Source organism: Litoreibacter halocynthiae (assembly GCF_004365635.1).
Taxonomy (GTDB): Bacteria; Pseudomonadota; Alphaproteobacteria; order Rhodobacterales; family Rhodobacteraceae; genus Litoreibacter; species Litoreibacter halocynthiae.
Map to the genome: position 1 here is coordinate 1 of NZ_SOBH01000005.1, position 20,552 is coordinate 20,552.

At 55.6% G+C, this 20,552-nt stretch carries 20 protein-coding genes and 1 pseudogene; 7 read left to right on the forward strand and 14 right to left on the reverse strand.

The genetic code is table 11. The annotated features are described in order from the left end of the window. Positions 1 to 151: 151 nt before the first annotated feature. The 3 genes from BDE40_RS17260 to BDE40_RS17270 form a co-directional block, all read right to left on the reverse strand. Positions 152 to 541 carry a DUF3768 domain-containing protein gene (locus BDE40_RS17260; RefSeq protein ID WP_134016731.1) on the reverse strand — a complete coding sequence of 130 codons (390 nt, stop codon included), beginning with the start codon at positions 539 to 541 and terminating at the stop codon, positions 152 to 154. Positions 542 to 631: 90 nt separating this feature from the next. Continuing rightward, complete coding sequence (locus BDE40_RS17265) at positions 632 to 1,564, reverse strand: ArdC family protein (RefSeq protein ID WP_134016733.1); 933 nt, start codon at positions 1,562 to 1,564, stop codon at positions 632 to 634. 41 nt (positions 1,565 to 1,605) lie between these two features. After that, positions 1,606 to 2,076, reverse strand: coding sequence for a hypothetical protein (locus BDE40_RS17270; RefSeq protein WP_134016735.1), 471 nt, complete (start codon positions 2,074 to 2,076; stop codon positions 1,606 to 1,608). Between the two features lie 313 nt (positions 2,077 to 2,389). On the opposite strand from BDE40_RS17270, the gene BDE40_RS17275 reads away from it, so the two are divergent. Further along, positions 2,390 to 3,592 carry a Fic family protein gene (locus tag BDE40_RS17275; protein ID WP_134016738.1) on the forward strand — a complete coding sequence of 401 codons (1,203 nt, stop codon included), beginning with the start codon at positions 2,390 to 2,392 and terminating at the stop codon, positions 3,590 to 3,592. A 139-nt stretch (positions 3,593 to 3,731) separates the two neighbouring features. Here the strand turns inward: BDE40_RS17275 and repC are convergent, their stop codons facing one another. From repC to BDE40_RS17295, 4 genes are all read right to left on the reverse strand, one after another. Next, a complete protein-coding gene (repC, locus tag BDE40_RS17280) occupies positions 3,732 to 4,961 on the reverse strand; it encodes a plasmid replication protein RepC (RefSeq protein WP_134016740.1) in 1,230 nt (409 codons plus the stop codon). A 176-nt stretch (positions 4,962 to 5,137) separates the two neighbouring features. Continuing rightward, positions 5,138 to 6,154, reverse strand: a complete 1,017-nt coding sequence (repB, locus tag BDE40_RS17285; protein WP_134016742.1) for a plasmid partitioning protein RepB — start codon at positions 6,152 to 6,154, stop codon at positions 5,138 to 5,140. After that, entirely contained in the window at positions 6,151 to 7,338 is a 1,188-nt protein-coding gene (gene repA / locus BDE40_RS17290; RefSeq protein ID WP_134016744.1) for a plasmid partitioning protein RepA, read from the reverse strand. Before repA ends, repB begins: the two co-directional genes overlap by 4 nt. A gap of 249 nt (positions 7,339 to 7,587) precedes the next feature. After that, the gene (locus tag BDE40_RS17295; RefSeq protein ID WP_134016746.1) at positions 7,588 to 8,694 is read right to left on the reverse strand and encodes a tyrosine-type recombinase/integrase; all 1,107 of its coding nucleotides are present in this window, start codon (positions 8,692 to 8,694) and stop codon (positions 7,588 to 7,590) included. Positions 8,695 to 8,820: 126 nt separating this feature from the next. Between BDE40_RS17295 and BDE40_RS17300 the strand changes: the two genes are divergently transcribed. The 4 genes from BDE40_RS17300 to BDE40_RS17315 are packed head-to-tail and all read left to right on the forward strand — an operon-like array spanning position 8,821 to position 10,875. Continuing rightward, positions 8,821 to 9,711, forward strand: a complete 891-nt coding sequence (locus BDE40_RS17300; protein ID WP_134016748.1) for a DUF1403 family protein — start codon at positions 8,821 to 8,823, stop codon at positions 9,709 to 9,711. A gap of 3 nt (positions 9,712 to 9,714) precedes the next feature. Then, positions 9,715 to 10,314, forward strand: coding sequence for an SMC-Scp complex subunit ScpB (gene scpB, locus BDE40_RS17305; RefSeq protein WP_134016750.1), 600 nt, complete (start codon positions 9,715 to 9,717; stop codon positions 10,312 to 10,314). Between the two features lie 40 nt (positions 10,315 to 10,354). Beyond that, positions 10,355 to 10,579, forward strand: coding sequence for a type II toxin-antitoxin system ParD family antitoxin (locus BDE40_RS17310; RefSeq protein ID WP_342775048.1), 225 nt, complete (start codon positions 10,355 to 10,357; stop codon positions 10,577 to 10,579). Further along, positions 10,576 to 10,875: a type II toxin-antitoxin system RelE/ParE family toxin gene (locus BDE40_RS17315; RefSeq protein ID WP_134016754.1), complete on the forward strand. Its 300-nt coding sequence runs from the start codon at positions 10,576 to 10,578 to the stop codon at positions 10,873 to 10,875. The genes BDE40_RS17310 and BDE40_RS17315 overlap by 4 nt, the downstream gene beginning before the upstream one ends. Positions 10,876 to 11,035: 160 nt before the next feature. On the opposite strand, the gene BDE40_RS17320 is transcribed toward BDE40_RS17315, so the two are convergent. Beyond that, positions 11,036 to 11,374 carry an H-NS histone family protein gene (locus BDE40_RS17320; protein WP_134016756.1) on the reverse strand — a complete coding sequence of 113 codons (339 nt, stop codon included), beginning with the start codon at positions 11,372 to 11,374 and terminating at the stop codon, positions 11,036 to 11,038. A gap of 148 nt (positions 11,375 to 11,522) precedes the next feature. On the opposite strand from BDE40_RS17320, the pseudogene BDE40_RS17325 reads away from it, so the two are divergent. Together BDE40_RS17325 and BDE40_RS17330 are read left to right on the forward strand one after the other, a co-directional pair. After that, a pseudogene (locus BDE40_RS17325) lies at positions 11,523 to 11,792 on the forward strand (transposase); the annotation flags it as partial. Positions 11,793 to 11,868: 76 nt separating this feature from the next. Further along, positions 11,869 to 12,555: an IS6 family transposase gene (locus BDE40_RS17330; protein WP_134016758.1), complete on the forward strand. Its 687-nt coding sequence runs from the start codon at positions 11,869 to 11,871 to the stop codon at positions 12,553 to 12,555. A 172-nt stretch (positions 12,556 to 12,727) separates the two neighbouring features. Here the strand turns inward: BDE40_RS17330 and BDE40_RS17335 are convergent, their stop codons facing one another. From BDE40_RS17335 to BDE40_RS17360, 6 genes are all read right to left on the reverse strand, one after another. Beyond that, positions 12,728 to 14,053 (reverse strand): APC family permease, encoded by a 1,326-nt coding sequence (locus BDE40_RS17335; protein WP_134016761.1) that lies wholly within the window; start codon positions 14,051 to 14,053, stop codon positions 12,728 to 12,730. Then, positions 14,050 to 16,125 carry an AarF/UbiB family protein gene (locus BDE40_RS17340; RefSeq protein ID WP_134016763.1) on the reverse strand — a complete coding sequence of 692 codons (2,076 nt, stop codon included), beginning with the start codon at positions 16,123 to 16,125 and terminating at the stop codon, positions 14,050 to 14,052. The genes BDE40_RS17335 and BDE40_RS17340 overlap by 4 nt, the downstream gene beginning before the upstream one ends. Before the next feature lie 182 nt (positions 16,126 to 16,307). After that, a complete protein-coding gene (locus BDE40_RS17345) occupies positions 16,308 to 18,587 on the reverse strand; it encodes a copper-transporting P-type ATPase (protein ID WP_211342456.1) in 2,280 nt (759 codons plus the stop codon). A gap of 229 nt (positions 18,588 to 18,816) precedes the next feature. After that, positions 18,817 to 19,377, reverse strand: a complete 561-nt coding sequence (petA, locus tag BDE40_RS17350; protein WP_134016765.1) for a ubiquinol-cytochrome c reductase iron-sulfur subunit — start codon at positions 19,375 to 19,377, stop codon at positions 18,817 to 18,819. A gap of 90 nt (positions 19,378 to 19,467) precedes the next feature. Then, positions 19,468 to 20,124, reverse strand: coding sequence for a TVP38/TMEM64 family protein (locus BDE40_RS17355; RefSeq protein WP_134016767.1), 657 nt, complete (start codon positions 20,122 to 20,124; stop codon positions 19,468 to 19,470). A gap of 4 nt (positions 20,125 to 20,128) precedes the next feature. Then, the gene (locus BDE40_RS17360; protein WP_134016769.1) at positions 20,129 to 20,533 is read right to left on the reverse strand and encodes a DUF6010 family protein; all 405 of its coding nucleotides are present in this window, start codon (positions 20,531 to 20,533) and stop codon (positions 20,129 to 20,131) included. Between the last annotated feature and the right edge of the window lie 19 nt (positions 20,534 to 20,552).

Genomic DNA, 20,552 nt, shown 5'->3' on the forward strand with positions numbered 1-20,552 from the left:
AGGCGCATCAAGGGCAACGGCACTCCAAATTAAGCTAGCAGACAAGCGAAACGTGTTTGATTCGCGGTAAGCCCCATTACGGCATCTTTCCCTTTTAAGGGGTCAGCGGGCCTTGAGATTGTGCTTCGTTTGTGAGGTTGGGCCCCCTGCCCTACCAGTCGGATGCCATCATGATGGTGAGCACGCGCATGGTGGTTGAGAGATTGTCAGGGGTCTCCGCGCCGTAGCGGAAATCGCTATCCGCCTCATAAAGATCGATTTTCCAGAATACCTTTTGCCCTCGGATGTCGACAGCCCCGAAGTCGTGGCATCCGTCTGGATCGTTCTCGGGCTCAAAGGTGTCGAACTCACCTGTTGCTTTGACCGCCTCAGGCATGAAGCCATCCTCGGCTTCAGCAAGAGACCGTGTGACATGCATACGGCCTGCAATGGGCTGATCCGGTGCAATGCCAAGGCAGGCGAGTTTGCGGAAGGCATCATTCTGCACCGCGATTGCTGCGATGTCGGGGCATTCGGTTTGAGGGAGTGCGGAAGTGGTCATGGGGCTGTCCTTTCGCGGAAATTGAAAACACAAAACCCAAAGCTTGCTTTCACTCTTTGAGAGCCACCGCCTGCGACAGCACCAGACCTCTCAAGCTGCCTGATCGGTGGCCCCTGCCCTGCCCGCTTCTGACCTCGCGATCAGATAGTCACAGGCCTTCTGCGCATCCGCCGTGTGCTTGAAAATCGCCGTCTTGTCCGAGCGCAGCACACGCAGCCAGTGGTACAAATACGACGCGTTCAGCTCTAGCGTATGCGCAGTGAACCCAAGCTCCTGCCCCAAAAAGCAGGACGTCAGTTCGGCGACGATCTCTTCGCGGGAATAAGCCGTGTTGCCAAACCGGCTAAGACCGTAGTCTCGGTTCAGGCGATGGGGCGTCTTGGTGGCATGAGCCAGCTCGTGCGCCCAGACGCCGTAAAAGTTCAGCGGGTTCTTGAAGCGCTCAATAGCTGGCATGAACACTTTATCGACGGGCGGGTTGTAGCGTGCCTCGGTTCCACCAAAGACTGTCGTAATATCGATGGCATCAAAGAACGTCTGCATATGCTCGATTGGCGCGGACGGCGTATGATCGGGGACCGGACAGGCATCCGGGTAAAAAGCGTCCGGCAAGCCGTCAATTTGGTCTGCGTTGAACACCCGGTATGACTTCTGGAAACGAAAGACGCGGGCCTCTTCCGAACTGTCGTCCTTTGCTCCGCTATCGCCTTCTGCCTGTTTGTGGCTTTGCCCGTAGTAAACAACAACGGACGAGCGTTCGCCCTTTCGGATATTAGCTCCAAGAGTGTTTGCCTGCGGAACGGTCATCCAGAACGGAGAGGTATATCCTGCCATCACCGTGCGCATGGTGAGCAGGAAGTTGTTCACGCCCTGATAGGGCTCGCTGTTGTGGCGCAATGGACGCGCGCTGCCGCCAGCGGTCCACGGTTTGCGCCATGGGAGAACCCCGCGTTCGATGATGCGGATGAGTTCATTGGTGATCGCTTCTGACGCGTCGAATTTGGACGTGCGGGAACGGGCCATGGCTGGCCTCCTTTCGGTTGAAGTTGATTAGGAAGGTTGGGTTAGGTCGCGCGACCTGCGCGCGGGTCGTTGACGATACGAGCGCCAAGGCGTTCGACAAGATCGAGATAGGTCAGAAGCGGTATCCGGCTGGAGGACGTCCAAGGTTCTGGATCAACCGTGCCATCCATTGTGACCTTCGGCAGGTGTGCGAAGGCGATGATGTCGCGAACGATGCGGCAGTCGATAAGAGGCGTTCCAAGCCGGACGGCCAAGCTGGCGAGCGGCAAGCGTTCGACGGGGGCATAGATCGAGACTGTTGTCAGTCCGAGGTGAAGAATGGTCCCTCCCCCACCGCAGCTGACATAGGCGTTGGGGTTGTTGATCGCAGTCCGAAGGTAGCCAAGGTCACGTAGGATCGTTCGGCGTTCCAGCCGACAAGCCTCATCAATGTCACCAGTTCTTCTAAGCTCTCGATGCCGCCACCACGACTGAGCTTCAGTGCGCAGCACGCGCAATACTTCTGTTTGCATGGGAGGTTCCTTGTCAGGACAGACAGGTCGGAAACCGACCCGGACCCGTCAGGAACGCCCACAAGGGTTCCTTCAGACAGTCCCAAAACAAGAAGGAAACTTTCACTTTCCTTAAGTCCGGACCCTGCCCTTCTTAAAACCAACAGTCCTCACCACGCAGCTCATTGCCGGCACCTCTGCCGAAGCCCTTGATTTGGCGCAACAAATCCAGGTCGGTACTCAAGATCGGCAATGTATATCGGCAAAACCTTGCTTCAATCTCTTTAATGTGATTATTTTTCAATTACTTCGCAACCATGAGAGATCGGCAAAAATGCTGGAAACACCTTCGAGAATTGAACCGTGCTTCTTCGAGGAGCATATTCCGGCGGAGCTGGCAGACCTTTCGGTCGACATCCAGAGGGAAGCCACTCGGCTGGGGCAAGGATTGCATCCGGACAGCGCTGCCGAGTTGGCCGATCTCGTCCGCGTAATGAACTGCTATTACTCGAACCTAATCGAGGGCCACAACACTCGCCCTCGTGACATCGAACGGGCCCTAGAAGGTGCGGAACTCGAAGAAGAGACACGCCCCCTCGCGTTAGAAGCACGATCGCACGTCATAGTTCAACGCGCTATAGACGAGATGCACCACAAAGGCACCCTGCCCCGCCCTACGTCAGTCGAATTCCTGTCCTGGGTTCACAAGAGCTTCTACGATGAGATGCCCGATGAGTTTCGGGTCATCGAACATCCCGACGGCACAGTAGAACCGATCGTTCCGGGACGAATGCGCCAAGAAGACGATCGTGAGGTATCCGTGGGGCGCCACCTGCCCCCCGCTTCATCACGAGTTGCGGCGTTCATGGAGCACTTCGACAAACGGTTTCAGGTCGCAGCACGATCATCTAGCGGACGGATTATAGCAATAGCCTCTGCCCACCATCGATTGAACTACATCCACCCTTTCCCCGATGGGAACGGACGCGTCAGCAGATTGATGTCGCACGCCATGGCGCTTACTGCTGGGATTGGCGGCCAAGGCTTGTGGTCAGTATCTCGTGGGCTGGCTCGCGGCCTGAACGATCGCGGCGAGTACAAACGGATGATGGATCTTGCTGACAGTCCTCGACAAGGTGATCGCGACGGGCGCGGTAACTTGTCCGAGACTGCATTGAAGTCGTACAGCGAATGGTTCCTGAACGTGACTCTCGACCAGATCACGTTTTCCGCAAAGCTGTTTGACCTCGGCGGTTTGGACAAGCGCTTCCGTCGCCTCGTTGCAGACACTATCGAGGACAAACGCGCACCTGATCTGGTCTCCGCTGTCCTTCGACATGGCGCACTTGAGCGCGGAGACGCGCAGATTGTGCTCAAGACATCTGAGCGCACAGCGCGCAATACACTCAGCAAGCTCACCGCGGCCGGATACCTGGCGTCGGCGTCGCCTAAGACGCCTGTGAGACTGGCATTTCCTTTGGACTATCGGGAACGGCTCTTCCCCAATCTGTTCGGCGATGCTGAACTGCCTAGGTAAACCGCGATAGTTGCGATCCTCATCCCATCGCGAAGATGCTGTTAGGAAGTCAGCCGGAGATCGTCACCGCCAAAAGTTCACAGCTGTGAACCCGGCTTGGCTTTACCGCCCAGATACTAAGTTCACAGCTGTGAACTCTTCATGCGGCCTCCTTTCGCATAAGTGCCATGATCATGGGTCCGCACGAGAATTCTCCAAGCGCCGCTTTGGCGGACAATGCCCGCAAGTAACCACCAGGTGAACGGATATCTCCGAAGCGTTCGAGCATGGCGACGATGACCACAGCCGCCTCTTCCGGGCCCATATGGCTTTTGGCTTCGTCCCAAGCGGATGGGGAAATGCCCATCATTGGCCTAATGATGTCTGCAACCCTTACCAAATCATGCCAGTGCCGCACGGGCGGTTCGGCATATGTTTGGTATTCGCTGCAGGCGGCAAGGACGAGGCCAAGCGGAATCCTTGGTAAGTGATTTTCCTTGGGGATTGTGTCATCCGCTTTATCGGTTTGGTCGTTCGCAACCGGAGCCTCGGTTTGGTTTGTCGTGACCTCGCCGCCCTGCGCTTTTTCTAAGCGTGGTTCAGAATCATAAGAGTCTATATTTGAATTCTGATAGTGCTGCTCATATGAGGCATCATTGCTGCTCATATCTTCTGTTTGATCACCTTCTATTACGCCACGTGTGGCATTCAGTGCTTCAGAAAGACCGGCCTCTATCTGCTGTAGCTCGGCAAAGTCGAGTTTGCGGCGCAGGTCTCGCGCTGTCAGCACCGCGAGATCCGACGCCTGGTCCCAGACAACGAGGTCAGGGCGCAGAGAGCGGCCGTATTCGACCAGACCCACCAGATCGCGTCGCATGAGGCTCACAGTGGACCTTAGGCGCCTGTAGCGCTCCTCGGCGGCCCGGACAGCTTCAGCGGCCTCGCAAACTTCGGGAAAGCGTTGGGCGAGGGGTGCCAGATCAAAGCCGAAGGCGATTTTTTCGTCGCCGTAACGACGGGCGTAGCGCTTGCCGTTGGGGCTGTCGCGCCGCACGACGAAGCCGGTTTGCACCAGATTCGCCAGATGCCGACGCATGGTCGAGCAGGGCATGCCGTTCAGACGCTCGCAAATAGCCTTGTTGGATGGATGCACGACGAGTTCACTGTTATTGCCGCCAAGAATCGTGGCCTGATGGAAGCTCACCAGCGCCTGGAGAACGCTCAGATCACGGTCAGTAAGGCCAAAGGCGACGCGAGCGGCGCCGAGCTCTCTCAGGGCCTCCCATTTGTTGACGCCTGATGGCGGAACTTCCTGTTGCGCCGCAGCCTGATGTTTCAAGATGGCAGCATTTACCGGTCGCCGGAAAGGCGTTATGGGGGTGTAGTCCATTTATCATTCACGAAGACAAAGAAATTGCGGCCCGCGAATCACTAAAGACTTGCGAAAAACAGCGTCAGAGACTAACTTGAGAGTGCTAAGAACAAGTCTGGGTCTCGTGGGGCGGTCGCTTTGCGGGACCTTTTCTTTGGCCTTATCGTGCCTCCTGTGTTGGTTTCTGCTCTTCCTCAGTCTTCCGAGCGCTGTTGCCAACGTTCGTGAAGTTCTTCAATAAAATCATGGGCCTCCACCTCAACCCAGTTGGCAAAATCACTGTTTGCCAGTTCGATTGCGACACCCTTAGAGGTGCGTTTGACGATGCCGCTACGCTTGCCACCAATCTTGAGTGGCACGCTGGACGCCAGAGAAGCGGAGGAGGCCTTGGCGGGTTTGACCGCCTTGGCAACGGCCTTTGACACGGCCTCGAACGCCTGAACCGAGGGATCGTCGGTGGTGGTCGCCTCGTCGATCACCATGGCCACGTCGGCCTTGTCATGGGCCTCTTCGGCAATATGGATCAGGCCATCCCGATCCAACCCGTTGTCCGCGATGGCACGGCCCATGGCCTCCCACCGCGGACGGCCGATGCCGTGGGCGGCACCTATGGCGCGCACAAGGCCCGCGCCAACCATATCGGCGATGGCAATCGCCATAGAGACCGAGGACTTGGTCACGGTCAGAATCTCTGCAACCTGTGATTGATTTCCGAAGCCAGAGGACACGAGCTCTTGCGCAAAAATCGCCTTTTCGATGAACGACAGATCACGGCGCGCCATGTTTTCGGAAATCTGGGCGCGCAGGGCGCTGTCGTCATCCAGATTGGCAACCAGTGCGCGCACCTTCGTGACCTTGTCTGACCGGCGGATCGCCTCAAGCCGACGACGACCATAGACCAGCAGATAGCGATCTGCCTCACTCGGGTGGCGGCGCACGAGGATCGGCACGGTCTGGCCGTTGGCCTCGATCGCGTCACGCAGATCCATGACATCTGCCGGATCAAGCCGGTCGGCCAAACGGTCATCGACAATGCTGGACGGGTCCAACTCCCAGACATGATGTGAATCGACCGCATCACGGGCTGAGCGCAGGGCGCGATTCGAGGTCATCATCGGGGTTGCAGCGCCAGTCTGCGGGGCAGGGGAGGGGCCTCCGGACGCCGCGAGGCTGTCGAGCATGGACATCCTTTTTTTCTTGCCGCTGGTCATGAACGCCCCCAGGTTTTCTGAATCAGGTCTGCGACTTCGTCGTTAAGCACATTCAGGCTTTCGAGTGCGCGGTCATAAGTGGTCCGGGTAAAGGCACTACGCTCAACCTCGTAGAGGGTTTGCTTGGTCAGGCCCGCATCAGAAATCGCGGTGGATTTGAGCATTGGGGAATTCAGCACCGCATCGCCATACATGGTGCGCAGAAAGGCGACGATACGGTTCTGCGGCGCATCCTGCGGCTCATAACGGGTCAGCGCATAGCGCATCCAGTCGTGAGACATATCCGCGCCGCTTTCGGCGATCACATCCATCAGGTCCGCAGTCATGCGCAGGAACTGGGACATGGACATCACATCAAGCATTTCCGGATGGATCGTTACCAATACGCCCGTTGCGGCAGAGAGGGCCGACATAGTCAGGAACCCGAGTTGCGGAGGGCAGTCGATAACCACGACGTCATAATCGCCATCTACCTGCGCCAGCGCCTCTTTCACGCGGAAAAAGAACAGGCCAGCATTGCCCTGTGACAGGGCACGCGGCGTTTCGTGTTCGAATTCCATCAGTTCCAGATTGCCCGGGATCAGGTCGAGGTTCGGGATATAAGTCTTGCGGATAACCGCGCGGATCGGCACGGGGTCGTCATAGCGGATGGCATCATAGAGCGTGCCGCCATCTTCGAGGTCGAATTCGGGCTGGACGCCGTGCAGCGCGGTAAAGGAAGCCTGCGGATCAAGGTCGATGCCCAACACACGGTAGCCGCGCAGGGCGAGCCGCTGGGCAAGGTGGGCCGAGGTCGTTGTCTTGCCCGAGCCGCCCTTGAAGTTCATCACGCCGATGACTTGCAGGTGGTCACCGTCACGCCTCCCTGGGATGTAGTCGCCGGGTTTGCGAGCGGTCTTTTCCAGGAGCACACGCAAGTCTTGAATATCCTCAGCGGAATAATGCCTGCGGTTGCCTGCGGTCAGCTCGGGCGACGGGCCCTTGCCATCTAGGTTAAGTTTGCGAAGATAGGAATCGTTCACACCAAGAAGTGCTGCTGCCTCACCTGAGGTGAATTTGCGCATCGTCTTGCTGGCGTCAGGCGGAAACAGGCTCTCGCGTTGCGAATGCAACTGGTTGGCCAACCATTCGGAATGCTGGCGGATCACCGCGTTCAGGTCCTGCTGCACGAAGGTCTTGTTCATCTGCCCCCTCATTCCGCGCCACGCATCTTTGGCGTGTTCACGGTAATTGTCGTTTTTTGCCTCGTTTCCGTGACTATTGCCCGACAAGGGAGATTCGCGCAAGTGTTATCCACATCTGGTGGGTCAGGTGCGCCAAAACACAAGAGCGTATGCCCGCAGTGTCTTTTCTCGCAGCGCCCGTGCGGGGCGGGGGTGCGCATTTGCGGGGTTTTGTTGCGCCCAACCAATGCATGATGGGGTTGCGCCTGATTACAGCCCTGCTGCCTTCGTCAGATTCACCCGGAACCGATCGCGACGCCGCTGATACCGCCGTGTCATTTCAGAAGAGGCGTGACCAAGGTGTTTCTGGACGTGGCGCTCGTCGACGTCAGCGCTCGACGCAAGGCCAGCCCTCAGGGAATGGCCAGAGAACAGGGCGAGGCGCTCTTTCTCGGGTAGTTCGCTTCGAATTCCTGCGTCCAGTACGGTTTGCTTGATCAGGCGCGCAACGTGTTTATCGCTTAGCCGTGCTTTGAGCGCTTTCTTCCCATCACGTGTAGTGCGGACAAACACTGGCCCAAAATCGATCTTGGCGAAGTGCAGCCATTGTTCAAGCGCATGCACCGGGCAGGTCTGGTCAGAAGAGCCGCGGCCGATCTCGACTTCACGCCAGCCAGTCTTGGCGTTCAGGGTGAGAATGGTGCCATCGTCCACAGTCTCAATCCATCCGCCGCTGTCCGGGGTATCGTCCTTACCAACGTCTAGACTGACGATTTCGGAGCGGCGCAATCCGCCTGCGTATCCGAGAAGCAGGATCGCTCGGTCGCGCAACCCGCGCAGATCAAAGGGTAGGGTGGCCACCATGGCCAGGAGGTCTTCCGGTAGGATCGCCTCTTTCTGCACCGGGGGACGCGCATGCTTACGTTTTATCCCGGCCAGTACCGTGGCGATGTGTCGGTTCTTGCGATCAAGGGTGAAACCGCGCTGCGTGAGGTTCCAGGCGAGGCCAGAAAGCCGACGCTCGATGGTGGACACCGATAGGGCAGGGACCCCGTTCGTTGGCGCCGCAAGATCGGCAAGATAAAGGCCGATCATCTCTGGAGACGGCGGCATCGACTCCGCACCTTTCATCCGGCACCAGCGCGTAAAATGCGCCCAATCCTTCGCGTAGGCCTTTAGCGTGTTCTCAGATGCAGCGTGCTTCGCATAGTCGCGGGCAGTCTCGACCAGCCGATCGAGCGTGCCGGAACCAGCCACAAGGTCAGGAAGGGTCAGAGACTCAGGGCCGCGCCCGCCGTGCGGGTCCTTGGCGTCGTCCTCGTTGGGCGAGGATGCGTTTGCTGGCTCTGAGCTTGATTTTTCGGTGTTTTTGAACATATGCACTCAGCATATCTTTTTACGTCCGATAAGGCAAACTTATTGGACATGAAAACATACGACGAGGTGGGGCGGTTGAAGCGCTATTATCTGGATATAAGCGCCCTAATGAAATAGTGTCACGGCATGACCTATCAGCCAGCCATACACCCTGACGACTTGATAAATGTACCCAAACTCCCCGCTTGGGTCACCTCTGCGCGCGCTAAAACCCTTGAAGATGTGGCCTTTTTGTCAGGAGCGGCCCTAAACCACCTGCATCTTGTGCTCGCTCATGACGCGACGCCCCAGACCTTGCTTAGAGCGCATCTGGCGTTGCGCGCCGCGGAGGCCTGTTTGACGCATCAAGGACGCCCAGAGAGGGCAGGGGATCTGCGCGATGCGGCCGCATTCCTGCAACCGGGCGACAGTGCCGGTCCAGCTGGTGAGGTCTATTTATCGTGGCGGCGTGCCACGCTGCGGCCGATTTCGGTCAAGGCGTTGCACCGGGCGCTGCCGGAGCTGGAGGCGGAGCAAATCGCGATCTGGCTTGATGCGGGGCAGGGCGCGCCGGTGATGCGCGCATCCGCGGTTCTGCAAGCCGTGCTTGAGGAGCGGCCGCGGGATATCGTGGCTGCGTTGGTGCTGGCGGATGCAGCTTTGGCACAGGCCCTCGGCTGGGAGTTTATTCTGCCGCTACTGGCGCTCGGTCTGAAACGGGGTGACCTGCGAAAGACCGGTGCAGAGCTGCGATCGTCCTGTCATCGGGCCGTCGTGGTGTGTGCCGCTGAGACGACACGTCAAGCCTCAGTCTTGAGCCGAGGGACAGCCCGATTGCTGGCCGTTGCTCCAAAGCTGCGGGCCAAAGGGGCCGATGAGGCCTTGCAGCATTTTTTGACTGAAGAGGCTGTTGCGCCGACGAGTTTGATCTCCCTTGGGTCAAAAAGGGCGTCGCGGCGGTTCTGTGACCGGCTCGTCGAGCTGGGTGTCGTGCGTGAATTGACCGGACGCGATACCTTCCGGCTTTACGGGGTCTGAGGGATGGCCAAGCGTCACGCCGATACGGAACTGGATCGAGATCTGGAAGACCTTCCCGCTGAATTGCGGTGGCGGGAGTGGATGCGCCGGATTGAAGCCGTTCTCTTCGCCAGCGCGTCGCCTGTGCCGCGCGAAGACCTCGTGCGTGTGGTGGGGCAGGGGGCCTCGGTCGATCTGCTTATCGAAGACCTGATGGCCGATCTTGAGGGACGGTCGTTTGAAGTCGCAAAGGTCGCTGGTGGCTGGATCATGCGAACGCGGCCAAGCTATGCTCAAGCGATCCGAGCGGCTGCGGATAGTGGAGGCCAAGACCTCGATCTGCGCGAGTTCGATGTCGCGGTGCTGGCGGCGATTGCTTATCACCAGCCGATGACGCGGGATGGGTTGAAGGATATGTTCGGCAAGGAGATCAGCCGGGATTTGATCGGGCGCCTGAATGCTCAGGGCCTGATTGGAACCGGTCCGCGATCGCCCCGGCGCGGCGCACCTTACACATATGTGACGACGGATAGGTTCCTTCTCGCCTTCGATCTGACGTCTCTGCAAGACCTGCCGGATCGAGAGCAACTTGAGGATGCAGGGCTTGGATCAGCCGAATCTTGACAATCTTTGCCATAAATCTTAGATCTTGCCCATGGCGACAATGAACGTATCCCTTCCTGGCCCAATGAAATCCTGGGCCGAACACCGCACGCGAGGCGGTCGGTACAGCAACGTGAGCGACTATGTTCGAGATCTCATTCGCAAAGATCAGGAACGACATGTCGCCATTGAAGAACTGCAGGGCTTGATCACTGAAGGACTACAAAGTGGCCCGGCCCGCACCTTCGATATGTCGGCATTTATCGCAGGCAAAGTGTCGAAGTGACATACGGTGTTGTGCTGAGGCCGTCAGCCGAAGCAGATTTGGGCGACATCTGGGACTACACGGTTGGGGCTTGGTCGGAGAAGCAGGCAGAAGTCTATCTCACCGGTTTGGGACAGATTTTTGACCGACTTGCCCAGTTTCCGGAAATGGCGCGCCTTCGGATGGAGTTCACCCCGCCGGTGCGCATCCTACCTTATCAAAGCCACCTCATTGTCTATCTGGCAGAAGGTGACCTTATAGACGTGATCCGCGTCCTCCACAGTCGCGCAAACTGGACCACGTTGCTCGCGGAGTAAGGCTAGAACACTTTCGCAGCGAAGCGCACCAAGGGCGAAGAATTGCGATCATTCGCTGCAGTGGTTGGTAAGCGGCTTCGATAGAAATTCAACAATTCGTAAAAAAGCCCGCCTTCGTGAAAGGCGGGTTTCGAGGTCTCATTTGCTTGTAAGTCGAACGCTAGATCTTGAACTCGTCCAAAGAACGCCCGCTGGCAATCGCATCTTTCAGCCATTTGGGTCTTGCACCAAGGCCGACCCATGTGAGCGTCTTATCATCGGGATGACGATGCGTGACTTTAGCTGGCGCGCGCTTTTTGCGAGTTGGCTTTGCGGCCTTGCCTGCGCCACCACCCGTTAGCTCATCCAAAGAGAAGCCGAGTGATTTGGCTTTCGCCTGAATCGCGGCCAACGCTTTGTTCCGCTCTCCCTTATCGTGACGCTCAATTGCTTTCGCAACGCGAGCGTTCAGCGCCTTTAGTTCTGTGAGTGAGAGACCCTTGAGATCAATTTTTGCCATTTTGTATAAGCTCCCCAGCTTTTAAGTGCTCTTGAGCTATATCGGATTGGCTTGATTTAACAAGGAGGGCGAATTTTGTTGAAAAACTCCTGTTGATTTGAGGTGCTGCCGCTGATTCAATTCTCCCAAGGATGTGGGGGATTTGAGTATGATTGGACCAAAGCAGGAAGCACAGGCAGCTTTGTTTTATGAGTTTTCTCTGGAAGATCACGTCCCGCAAGATCACCTGCTGCGCTCGATTGATCGGTTCGTCGATTTGAGTGACATCCGCCAGTATTTGGCTGAGTTTTACAGCCATACAGGCCGTCCGTCGATTGATCCCGAACTGCTGATCCGGATGTTGTTGGTTGGGTATTGCTTCGGTATCCGGTCTGAACGCCGGTTGTGCGAAGAGGTGCATTTGAACTGGTTCTGTCGCAAAGTTTTCGCGGTTGGTTGGACTGGCTCGTGCGTGGTAGGTTCGGGCTTTTGAGTTTGAAAGCGAGCGCCTAACCGTGACGATTGATTTCAAAGGGAGCCATTTCCCGAAGAGCGTGATCCTTTACGCTGTGTTTTTTTATGTCCGCTACGGTGTCTCGTATCGGGATCTTGAGGAGATCATGGCCGAACGCGGCGTTGAAATCGATCATGCCACGCTGAACCACTGGGTGGTGAAATTCTCGCCACTGATCGCTGCAAATGCTCAGGCCAGAAAGAATCCGACAGCTGTCTCGTGGCGCATGGATGAGACTTACATCAAGGTTCGCGGAAAGTGGATGTATCTTTACCGGGCGGTCGACCGCGATGGCCAAACCCTCGATTTCATGCTGTCAGAACGCCGCGATACCGCCGCCGCGCGAAGGTTCTTCAAGCGAGCCGTTGGCACCAACGGTGTCCCGGATCGGATTGCCATCGACAAGAGCGGTGCCAATTTAGCTGGTCTGCAAAGTCTAAACGTCATTCTCAAATTCACGGGAACTGGTCGGATCATCGGTATCGTTCAATCCAAATACCTCAATAATATCGTTGAGCAGGATCACCGTTTCATCAAGCGGATCACACGGCCAATGCTCGGGTTCAAAGCATTCCATTCTGCGGCAGCAACGTTAGCTGGGATTGAAACTGCGCATATGATCCGCAAGGGCCAGCTTGCACAAACAGGTATCTCGGCATTCAAGCAGTTCGCGGCCCTCGCAGCATAAATGTGTCTAGAGAATACCGTTCTTCAACCCAGCGAGTACTTTGCGACAGAACCTTCACGACTACCGTTACGTGATTTCCATTTCGTTTCATCAAGTAAATAATACCGGTACTGAGAAGCTCGAACCGTCCACCCTGCAAATCGGATCTGAGTCCAAAGTCTCGTAAGTGCCGTTAATGAGCGTCATCGTCTTGAAGGGCGGTCCAACGTGACAGATATATCCGCTCATAAACGAAGACACCCGTAACGGCGATGGCTGCGTAAAGCACGATCATGGGATCAGACCCCAATTTCATAATGGTGAATGCCACCAAGACAATCGCGTCAAATCCTAGTGCACATAGCAATATCAGCCCGTTTGCACCGATTTCCGTGCGTAGATGCCTAAACACTCCCCAATGGACTAGCATGTCCATAATCAGGTAAAAAAACGCGCCAAGGGAAGCGATACGACTCAGGTCGAAAAAGACAGCCAGTATTGATGCAAGGACCACAGTGTAAACCAGCGTATGGCTGAGAATTGGGCCTGACATGCCAAAATGGCTGTGAGGGATCATCTTCATGTCGGTCAGCATTGCCAGCATACGCGACACGGCAAAGACGCTTGCCAAAACACCTGATGCCGTCGCGACGGCTGCAAGCACGACCGTGAAATAGAATCCCGCCTGACCAAAAGCAGGTTCTGCCGCTTCGGCAAGCGAATAGTCCTTGGCTTCAACAATCTCATCGATCGTCAGATTAGAGCCGACCGCCAAAGCGACCAACAGGTAGATCACAACGCAGATCGCGATCGAAATCATAATGGTCCGCCCAACATTCCGGTGTGGATCCGTGATTTCGCCGCCGCTGTTTGTGATTGTGGTAAAGCCCTTAAACGCGAGGATTGAAAGAGCCACGGAAGCAACAAAGCCCGTTTTACTGAATCCGCTGACATTGCCGCTGGCGTCTGGAAAACTGAACCCGCCGGACCAAAGTGCCACGATGCCGAATAAAGCGATGCCGCCGATCTTTATGACGGCCATAATGATCGACAGGATGCCAACGGACTTGTTGCCTGACAGGTTCACAAGAAATGCAAACAGGATTACTCCTACCGCTAGGATCGGGACTAATGGTCCCCCTGCAATGTCGAACGGACGCAAGACATATGTCGCAAATGTTCGCGCAACGAGACTTTCAGCGATTACCATCGAGAGCGCCATTAAAAGTGAGGCAGCGGCTGCAATCGCTCCTGGCCCATATGCCTTTTGCAGAATCATCGCGATCCCGCCTGAGGATGGCCACGTGTTGGACATCTTGATGTAGCTGTAGGCACTAAACGACGTGATGATCGCACCTAATACGAAAGACAAAGCAAAGTAGGGACCCGCTAGCTGAGCGATCTGCCCGGTCAGCGCAAAAATACCCGCCCCGATCATTACCCCTGTGCCCATGCCCACAGCACCGCTGAGGCTAATCGAGCCCTTATTGGAATCCTCATCGCCATGGGAGTGTGTCATGTTTTGGCCCTTCTATTGATTTGCTGATGTGGTCGGGATGAACCCATATTCCAACGGAAATCACAGTGGTCATCGCCCATTGCGATGGTGCCTGTCCTCTCCAGTTTACCGCCCCATTTTTGCGCCAGTGGGTAGTCCAATGCGCACCAAGTCTGCACACATAGGTCGCTGGCATCATGTTCCTTAAAGAACGATGCAACTGGGCACTTCGTGCAGTCGAAACCTACAATTTTCGGGTCGGTGTCGACATCTCTCCAGCCATACGCAGGCTCACCAAACGGGAACTTTCGGAAGACGCCAGTCGCGATACGCATCTGTTTAGTTGGGTCTACGGTCAGTGTCTTGGCCAGCATAAGTGGCAGGACTGACATGGGCTCGTAGATCGACCAACCAATTTGATATACGATGCTTTGCGCTTCATCGGCGCTCTGACCCTGTGCAACCAGACTTTCGTAAATCGCCAGCGTGATCGCGGCGAGATGCGTTGTGATCATCGCACCTGTTGTTTCCGACACGGGTAAATTGGGTTCCAATTTATCGTACCGGCACCATGTTGCTTCCAACACACTTGAAACGTTTAAAGCGGGCTTGGTGGACTGTAGAATTGGCAGCGCATAATGCTCCACCAAGTCGCGTAGCATAGCTCGCCCCCCGTCAACTTTTGTGAGACCGACTTGCAGTGCAAGGTCATTTGCCAGCGCCTTGGTCGTGGACCAAACCCAGTCCTCATCCATAGCGGTTTGCGGTGGCAGTTCGCCAAGTAGCAGAAGTTCGGGCAAAATCTGTGACGCGCGTTTGGCCAATCTGTTGGGGGAGGCCACACGCGCTTCAAATTCCTGAGCGATATATGGCCGCGATATTTGTTCAAACCGTGCATCGGGTGCCAGTTCGAACAATAAGGCTTCCGCCGTCGTCAGCGCCTTTGCGTGCAGCATCAAACTCGCAGGAAATACAAACCCAGCTTGATACCCAGCCTGCATCATCTCAAAATAAACCTTTGCAAGGCTCGTTTCGCGCAAGGGAGAGGTATAAAATTCCTCTGCCAGCTTAGCAAACTGGCTGTAGAACGCCGCTTCGTCTGCATCCGGAAGTGCATCTGTTTGAGCGCGAAAATGATGAAAGGCGCGGCGCGTCTGTCCTTGAACAACGGCCATCCAGTACAGGACGAAGCGGTCTTGCTGGCGTGGCTCCAATTGGCCGTACATACCAAAATCAAGCAGTGTCAGTCGCCCATCAGAATGAAACACGATGTTGCCAGGGTGCAGGTCTGCATGGAACAAGCCATCGGACACGAACATCTTCAGCAGCATATTGACCAGACTGCTCACCAAGATGTCTTTCTTTTCATCGGTCAATATCTCAGCAGCTTCGCCAAGACGCAGCCCTTCAACCCAATCGATCGTCAAAACGCGCCGTGTGGTCAGTTTTGGGTAGGTGTTGGGGATTACGACAGTATCATGGCCGGCAAAATTCAGCCGAAACCTTTCTATCGTTCGGGCTTCGGCGGCAAAATCCAACTCGTTCAGAGTGTATCGGCGGAACTCAGCGAAAAAGGCTGACAAGTTTGATCGACGCAGCTTGTGGGGTGCAATCCTAGCCAAAATCGTAATGCCCAAGCTTAGCGCCGCCATATCCCGTGAGATCAAAGCATCCATATCAGATCGTTGAACCTTGACCGCGACCACGGAGCCGTTCCTCAAAGTGGCCCGGTGCACTTGTGCGAGCGACGCTGATGCGACTGGGTCGCACTCGAATGTCTCAAAGTGATCAGCTAGTTTGCCACCAAGTTCGCTTTTGATGGTTGCCCTGATGACGTCCAGTGGAACCATTGGAGCCCGTTCTTGCAGTCGTTTCAGCGCAGCTACGTATTCTTCAGGCAAGACATCGGGTCGAGTGCTGAGAACTTGGCCCAGTTTGACGAATGTAGGGCCGAGTTCGATTAGGGCCTCAACAAACCGAGACGGGTCGGCTCGGCCGCGGGACTGCAATCTGTATTGACGCAATGCTCGCACTTCACGGCGCAAGGTCCACAAAATCATGCTCAACCGCCGAATGTTCGAAAACAGGGTCAAGTGCCCGCCCCACAATGTGGGGTGAAGCAATGGCAAGCCCGCAGAAAATTCTGATTTTTTGATGCAAGGCTTCTTGTCCAGATCATGACCCCCGTTCCCATGCCCACAGCGCCGCTGAGACTGATCGAGCCTTTGTTCATGTCTGCGTCGCAGAGGTCATGTCGCATAGGGTATCCCTCGCTCTAGATTTTTACGCTGCGCAACCGCAGAGCGTTCAGCACCACGGAAATGGATGATGCGCTCATGGCGAACGCAGCAAACATCGGACTGATCAATATCCCGAAGAAAGGAAACAGAACGCCTGCAGCCACAGGGACGCCTGCGGTGTTGTAAATCAGGGCAAAAAACAAGTTCTGGCGGATGTTACGCATGGTTGCACTGGCTAAACGCCGGGCACGGACGATCCCATCAAGGTTTCCCTTGAGCAGAGTAATCCCGGCGCTTTCGATAGCGACATCTGCTCCGGTCCCCATGGCTATACCAACGTCAGCTTGCGCCAACGCGGGCGCGTCGTTCACACCGTCGCCCGCCATCGCCACTTTTGCGCCAGCTTCCTGTAATTCGCGCACGATACGGGCCTTGTCTTCGGGCAGAACGTCAGCGCGGATTTCGTCGATACCCAGACGGGCTCCAATTGCCTTTGCTGTGCGTTCATTGTCACCTGTGGCCATGATGATCCTAAAGCCTAGCTCGTGTAGCGCTTTTAGGGCTGCGGGTGTGGTTTCCTTCACGGGGTCCGCGACACTGACCAGTCCTGCAATTTTGCCATCGAGTACGACAAACATGACTGTTTCGCCTTCGTCGCGATGCAGGTTTGCCTTTTCGATTAAGTCGCCGCCCTCAAGGCCCATGTCCGTGATCAAGGCGCGATTTCCAAGGGCGACTTGCTTGCCGTCAACGACACCTTTGACACCCTTACCAGTAATGGCCTCAAAGTCAGTAGCCGTGACCATGTCCGCGCCACGCTCTTCGGCACCGCGCACAATTGCTTCGGCAAGCGGGTGTTCTGACCCGCGCTCTAATGACGCTGCAAGGCGCAACACTTCGGCTTCACCGTGGGCGGCTTCAGGTAGGACAGCGACCAGTGTTGGCTTCCCTTCTGTTAGCGTACCGGTTTTGTCGACGATCAAAGTATCGACCTTTTCAAACTGTTCCAGCGCCTCGGCGTTCTTGATCAGAACACCTGCCTGTGCGCCGCGACCAGTCGCCGTCATGATTGACATTGGTGTAGCCAAACCAAGCGCACAAGGACACGCGATGATCAGCACCGCCACCGCAGAGATCAGCGCGTATGACAGCGCAGGTGCCGGACCCCAAAGCGCCCAAGCGGCAAAGGCAAGAACCGCCACCAAGATCACAATCGGCACAAAGAAGCCGGCGACTTGGTCAGCATATTTCTGGATAGGTGCGCGGCTACGCTGCGCGTTCGACACCATTTCGACGATCTGGGACAACATCGTATCGGACCCGACCCGTGTTGCCGCAATCACAAGGCTGCCGGTGCCATTGATCGTGGCGCCCGTGACGGTATCGCCTTCTACCTTTTCGACGGGAACAGGTTCGCCGGAGATCATGCTTTCGTCAATGGACGACCGCCCTTCGGCCACTGTCCCGTCAACCGGTACCTTGTCGCCAGGCCGCACACGGACGTGGTCACCGACAAGAACGTCTTCCAGCGGGATCTCTTCTTCGGTGCCATCTTTGCGTATGACACGTGCGGTTTTGGCCGCCATATCAAGCAGCGCACGGACCGCTTTGCCGGTGCCTTCACGCGCCCGCAGTTCCATCACTTGCCCGAGTAGAACTAATGTCACAATCACCGCCGCGGCCTCAAAATAGACACCGACATTACCGTCGACATCACGGAAGCCGGTCGGAAAGATGGACGGCACAAGAACAGCAACGATGCTGAATATCCACGCCGCCATGACGCCCATTGCAATCAGCGAGAACATGTTGAGGTTCATGGTTTTGAAAGAATTCCAACCGCGCACAAGAAACGGCCAACCGCTATAAAGAACGACAGGCGTGCCAAGGACCAGTTCGATCCAAAGCGTGGCGCGTTCGCCGAATATGTCGCGGACAGGCAGGCCCAGATATGGGCCCATCGTCAGGATCAGCAAAGGAATTGTCAAAATAGCGCCGAACCAGAAACGGCGTGTGAAATCGACAAGCTCGTGGTTGGGGCCGTCGTCCATTGTGGCCGATTCCAATTCTAGCCCCATACCACAGATCGGACAGGACCCTGCATGCGGTTGACGGACGTCTGGGTGCATAGGGCACGTGTAGACAGCGCCGTCAAATCCGGCTGGAACAATGTCCAGATCACCAGCGGGTGCCTTTTCAGACCCATGGTGATCGTGGCCTGCGTGCGCAGCCGCAGTCGCATCTGCTTTTGGCACCAGATGCATTCCGCACTTTGGGCAGTCTCCCGGTCCGTCTTGCTGCACCTCCAGGTGCATGGGGCACACGTATTGGGAGGTTTCCGTGGATGAATGGATATGCTGGGCCATGATTTTTTCCTTTAAGCGCTTGCTACCCAGCACGTAGTCCTTCCAGTAACTAGAAGGTCAAACGATATTGAACGCTTTTCCAGAAAATAGAGATATTTCGCGGAGAATCCGAAAAACCTCTCACAAAAACATGCATTTAGTAGCGATCACTATTTCGTGGCTGTGCGAACTTTATCCGTCATCCCAGCGTCAGAACCATGTCATCGGAAACAGATATTTCGGGGATATGCAGGTTTTCTGGAGCTGGACCTTTTCGAATACGCCCAGCCGTATCGTAATGTGAGCCATGACAAGGACAAAACCAGCCACCGAAGTCGCCTGCACCATCTCCAAGCGGAACACATCCCAGATGCGTGCAAACGCCGATCATCACCAAGAACTGCTCATGCCCCTGTACAGATCTGTTTTCGTCTGAAGCCAGAGCGTCAGACGTTACGTTTAGATTCCGCGGGTTAGTATCAGGTAATTCAGAGACATCCTCTGAACGTGAAGCATTAATTTCTTGCTCAGTACGATACCGGATAAACACGGGTTTACCTCGCCAGCTTACCGTTAGTTGTGTTCCTAATTGTAGGTCTGAAATATCAACATCTATACGCGTGAGAGCGCGGACATCAGCCGATGGATTCATCTGATTCAACAAAGGCCAAACCGCAGCACCGGTTGCAATCACCCCGGCGCCAGCAGTCGCATGATAAAGAAAATCGCGGCGCAGTGAAGCTACAGATGTATAAGTCATAAGTATACCCTACAGGCCTCCCGCGCAGGAAGGTCAAGCGGCAATGATCAATATGAAATAGGTGGCAGGTACGCCAAGATGACAGCAAAACTAGGGTCTTGCTCGTTTTGACCCGCGCCAGATCGCAGTAATAATCAAAGGAAGCGCTGTAGTTAAACCAAGACCAACGATAATCCATTCGGCTTGGCCAAACTCTCCTGTCATAGCTTCGGCTCCGAAATGCGCTAGCACGAAGCTGGCTGGCAGAATTCCTGCCAATGTCGCAATGAGGAATCGCCAAAGATGTAGTCGGCTCAATCCGGCAGCATAACTCATTGCATCAAACGAGACGAAAGGCAGGAGCCGCGATCCGAAGACGGTCAACATCAGCAGGTTTTGTGAACCTAAAAGGCCGAAATTGGCCTTGTCGCCCAACCAACGCTCCACGTAATCCCGCCCAAGGTGCCTTGCGATAGAGAAGGCCGTAATCGCGCCCAATACTGATCCAATAGCAACGTAAATCGCTCCGGAAAAGTGCCCGTATGCAGCACCGCTTATCAAAGCAACAGGAGCGCTTGGAATTGGGCTGGCAACGATGGAGGCTAGCATGAGAACGATGATCAAGATTGGACCCCAAGGCCCTGCTTTTTCGACTAAGGCGGCAATCATCTGTTGATCGACCTGTGGCAATAGCCCTGTTGCCCACAGGGCAACAGATACCAAGGCAAACGCGAATAGGATTAGGGCGCCAACACGTTTGAGGTCCATGTTGTTAAGTCGCATAAATAATGGTGAAGAAAAGAGCCGCGGCCAAATCGAAAACCAAGCAAAGAGGGATATACCAACGCGGAACCGCTGCACCAAGTATATGGTTGCGGTGCAGTAGGTCCCATACAGCATGAAGGGACAGTCCGATGGGTATCGCGCTCCAATGAAAAAGAAGACCGGTGAGGGCGGCCAAGCCAAACATGCCAGCAACCCCAAGTTCCATTGCGAATGTCCGCAAATTGTCTGATCGTGCGCCAAATCCGATATATGCACCGCCGATTAGACTAAGAGTGACTGCTGCTAGAGCGATAGATGCGTCTTGCGAGAGGAGAAGGTGAATCGGTACAGATAATATGAAAAGAAGGCCGCCGATAAGGGCAGGGTTCCGTAAATCTAATTCTGATGTCATTGCGGACCTACAATCAAGT